The organism is Altererythrobacter sp., assembly GCF_050299635.1.
In the GTDB taxonomy this organism is placed as follows: Bacteria; Pseudomonadota; Alphaproteobacteria; order Sphingomonadales; family Sphingomonadaceae; genus Erythrobacter.
In genome coordinates, this window is the sequence record NZ_JBNKWF010000046.1 from 1 (window position 1) to 3,157 (window position 3,157).

The following is a 3,157-nucleotide window of genomic DNA, read 5'->3' on the forward strand; positions in this document are numbered from 1 at the left end:
GGGGGTAATTTCCTTCGCCCTTGCCATTTGCTTCAGCCTCGCATGGCAGAAAATCTATCGCAGCGAATTGACGGAGAGGAACGCCTGACGATGGCGCTCGACACTGCTCTCCACGCCCCAGCGCGGTTGCAGATCGCGGCTGTGCTGGCCCGTGTCAGCGACGCCGAGTTTGCTACTTTGCGCGACATCGTAGGGGTCAGCGATTCGGTGCTGTCGAAGCATCTCTCGGCACTGGTCGATGCGGGCTATGTCCGTCTGCGCAAGGCCCCGCTGAGCGGTCGCCAGCGAACTTGGGCATCACTTACCGGTGAGGGACGCAAAGCCTTCAAGTCGCACATGGACGCGCTTCAGGCCCTGGTTGCCAGCGCCGAGCAAGCAATCGCCGCGGAATAACGCGCGCCGGGCAGCGCGCCGGAACCTATCCGCTTTGTTGCGAGCCCCGATCAGCCGGAATCACCATCGCGGTGAAGCGCGAGATGCAGACCAGCTTGCCTGCTTCATCGGTAATGCGGATCGACCAGATCTGCGTGGTCCGGCCAAGATTCTCCGGCGTCGCCGTGGCATAGACGTATCCTGCAAAGCCCGGTCGCACGTGATTGGCGTTGATCTCCAGCCCGACAACGGCGGATTTCGATCGATCGACCGTGAACGCCGCCGCGACTGAGGCGATCGTTTCCGCCAGTGCGACCGATGCGCCGCCATGCAGCCTGCCATAGGGCTGCTGCGTGCGTTCATTGACCGGCATGCGTGCAGTCACGCTGCCGGGCCTCACATCGGTAAACTCGATCCCGAGGTGGCCCGACATGCTGCCGGTTCCAACTGCGGTCATTGTTTCGGCTTCGGGCAATTGCCCGCCCCACCAGATGATCTTTTCGCTCATGTCACCAGCCTTGGCTGAACCAGATTGAGCTGTAAATCGCAGATCGCCTATTTGGCCTTTTGCGACGCGATCCAGCGGTCGATCTTCTGCTCCAGCACGGCGAGCGGCAGTCCGCCGGTGTTCAGCACCTGGGCGTGGAACGCCTTGATGTCGAACCTGTCGCCCAGCGCGTCATGCGCGCGCTTGCGCAGTTCCTGGATCTTGAGCGCGCCGATCTTGTAGGCGACCGCCTGGCTGGAACTTCTCGATCGCCGACCCCCCGGCTCTGATCAGTCCAGTCGATTATTGCCACCTTTAAATCTCCCGAACCGGATGCAAATTGTCCATCAACTCATCTTTGTATGTAACAGCGCCGATCCCGGACCAGGCTTCGAACAATTCGTTGGACATGAACTTGCTTCTCATCTTGTATTCGTACCAGAGATGCCGGCCTGCTCGTTTCTCTGCAAACAGGCACAGGTCGCGCCAGATCGGTGGCCCGCCCTTATGCCAAGGCCTGCCTGTCGTGTAGCGACTGATGACATTGTCGCCATTCGGCAGCATCATCCTCGGGTTTCTAACCTCCTGAAATTCCTCAACCATATGGGGGCTGTGTTCAGGCGAGCAGGTATCGAGACGCTGACCGATATTGAGCATCCAGAACTCATCGGTGATTGCCTTCCCCGATTTATGCGTAAGCTCCATCGGCAGATATTGATGCACGCCTGGTTCGAGCGCCTCGAGTGCATCACGGGCCGCGTTGTTGATCGCAATGCCCCAGCAGCAACCAAACAGACTGCGAAGCGGGGGATCGAAGTAGTCGACCCGGAACTCCAGCGGACGGTCCGGCATCGGACATCGTACGCCATGAGAGGGATGTTGCCACAGCGAGTCGCTGTAGGCCGGATGGAGCGGAAGTTCCAATGCCCTCTGGCGGGCAACTATGCCGATCTCGTTGCAATGCTCTTCGGTGTCGCCGACCCAGTCGCAGAATACGCGCTCATCCATGCGCGTGTCACCTTCCCAGATCCACGCCATTATCACACCTCCGCCACGGCAAAGGCGGCCCCGACATGATTGCCCAAATGCGCCGCCGCGCCAAGGATTGCGCTGCCCCGCTCGCTTTCAGGCAGGACTGCATAATTGATTTCGGCATTGACGTCGGGAAGTAGAGGGCGGAGCCACTCAAGATCGTCGCTCCCGTAGAAGCTGACTCCGATGATATGCGCAAATTGCAGCCCCGCGCTGTCAAGTCGGCGGCCGATCAGATCGAGAATGTCTGCGATGGGTTTGGTGGGCATATTTCGATCCTGTACTTACGCCTGTTCACGATAGTCGAAGTGGACACCGGTGGTCCCGGCGGCATCTATGCGTTGCTTGGCAGCGTCGCTGACCAATGTGCCTTTGATATGCATGTCATGCCAAAACTGCGCCCCACCGATTGCAGTAGTATCGAACACCATACGGAGCCCTTCACTTCGAGGCTTGGGGGGGGGGCGCCAAGTTCGGGGACCTAATAGCCAATTCGACAGTTCCGGGTGGACGCTATTGATCCGGTTGCAAATCTGCCAGAACCAGCGCTCTTCCAGCAGCGAGCCGTCCTTCGCCACAAACCGGATCGGTTCGAACTGGTGCACGCCCGGCTCGATCTCCTCAATCAAGGCGCGGAAACGGTCGCTGACCGTCTTACGGCATGCGTTCTCATAATCGAGCAGCTTGCGCTTGCTCTTCCAGCGGATCACTTTAGGCACGCTTTCGGGTTTCGCTCGCCGGCCGGAAAAACTGCGCGACATCTTTAGGCCGATGCCGCCATCGTCGGTCATATCCTCCAGCTCTAACTCGCCAGAGTTTCCTTCAATCACCTCCACACCGGGATAGCTGTCCGGAACCGGCCTGTAAGACATCACCCACACCATCACGCAACCTCCTGACTACAACAAGGCAACTGCCTCTCCGCCCGCCGCGCAGACGGAATCTTAACCATCGACGGATATCTCCTTCGAAAAGCGAAAGGATTGCGCATGGGCCCCCTGATTTTCGACTGGCTGCATGAATGGATCATGCCTCACCCAGAACGCGACGACAGGGCGCGGCTGTTAAAGCGCTTCGCTTTGATTGGAGTCATCTCTGTATTCGCTGTGTTCTTCTTCGGACAATAGGACGTCGTTAGCAATTTCTAAGAACTCCAGAAACAGCATACCTAATTGGCACCTCGCCACCGCCCTACCCCATGCCCTGCCATTGCCGGATCGCTTCGATCGGCCAGAACAGCATGACGACATTGAGCGTCAGATTGTC

6 protein-coding genes and 1 pseudogene are annotated in these 3,157 nt (G+C 58.7%); 1 reads left to right on the top strand and 6 read right to left on the bottom strand.

Annotated elements, in window-relative coordinates:
* The first annotated feature begins 42 nt into the window (after positions 1 to 42).
* On the top strand, positions 43 to 393 hold the full coding sequence (locus tag ACQY6C_RS14600; RefSeq protein ID WP_427969994.1) for a transcriptional regulator: 351 nt from the start codon (positions 43 to 45) through the stop codon (positions 391 to 393).
* A 25-nt stretch (positions 394 to 418) separates the two neighbouring features.
* Here ACQY6C_RS14600 and ACQY6C_RS14605 read toward each other — a convergent pair whose 3' ends face one another.
* The 6 genes and pseudogenes from ACQY6C_RS14605 to ACQY6C_RS14630 all read right to left on the bottom strand — a co-directional run bounded on the left by ACQY6C_RS14605 (position 419) and on the right by ACQY6C_RS14630 (position 3,151).
* Entirely contained in the window at positions 419 to 880 is a 462-nt protein-coding gene (locus tag ACQY6C_RS14605) for a PaaI family thioesterase (RefSeq protein WP_427969996.1), read from the bottom strand.
* Between the two features lie 47 nt (positions 881 to 927).
* Positions 928 to 1,116 (bottom strand): annotated as a pseudogene (locus ACQY6C_RS14610) (DUF885 family protein); the annotation flags it as partial.
* Positions 1,117 to 1,174: 58 nt separating this feature from the next.
* Positions 1,175 to 1,897 (bottom strand): imm11 family protein, encoded by a 723-nt coding sequence (locus ACQY6C_RS14615; RefSeq protein ID WP_427969998.1) that lies wholly within the window; start codon positions 1,895 to 1,897, stop codon positions 1,175 to 1,177.
* Positions 1,898 to 1,899: 2 nt separating this feature from the next.
* Positions 1,900 to 2,160, bottom strand: a complete 261-nt coding sequence (locus ACQY6C_RS14620) for a hypothetical protein (RefSeq protein ID WP_427970000.1) — start codon at positions 2,158 to 2,160, stop codon at positions 1,900 to 1,902.
* A 15-nt stretch (positions 2,161 to 2,175) separates the two neighbouring features.
* Positions 2,176 to 2,775 carry an imm11 family protein gene (locus ACQY6C_RS14625; protein WP_427970002.1) on the bottom strand — a complete coding sequence of 200 codons (600 nt, stop codon included), beginning with the start codon at positions 2,773 to 2,775 and terminating at the stop codon, positions 2,176 to 2,178.
* 307 nt (positions 2,776 to 3,082) lie between these two features.
* Positions 3,083 to 3,151: a DUF2585 family protein gene (locus ACQY6C_RS14630; RefSeq protein WP_427970004.1), complete on the bottom strand. Its 69-nt coding sequence runs from the start codon at positions 3,149 to 3,151 to the stop codon at positions 3,083 to 3,085.
* Positions 3,152 to 3,157: the final 6 nt, after the last annotated feature.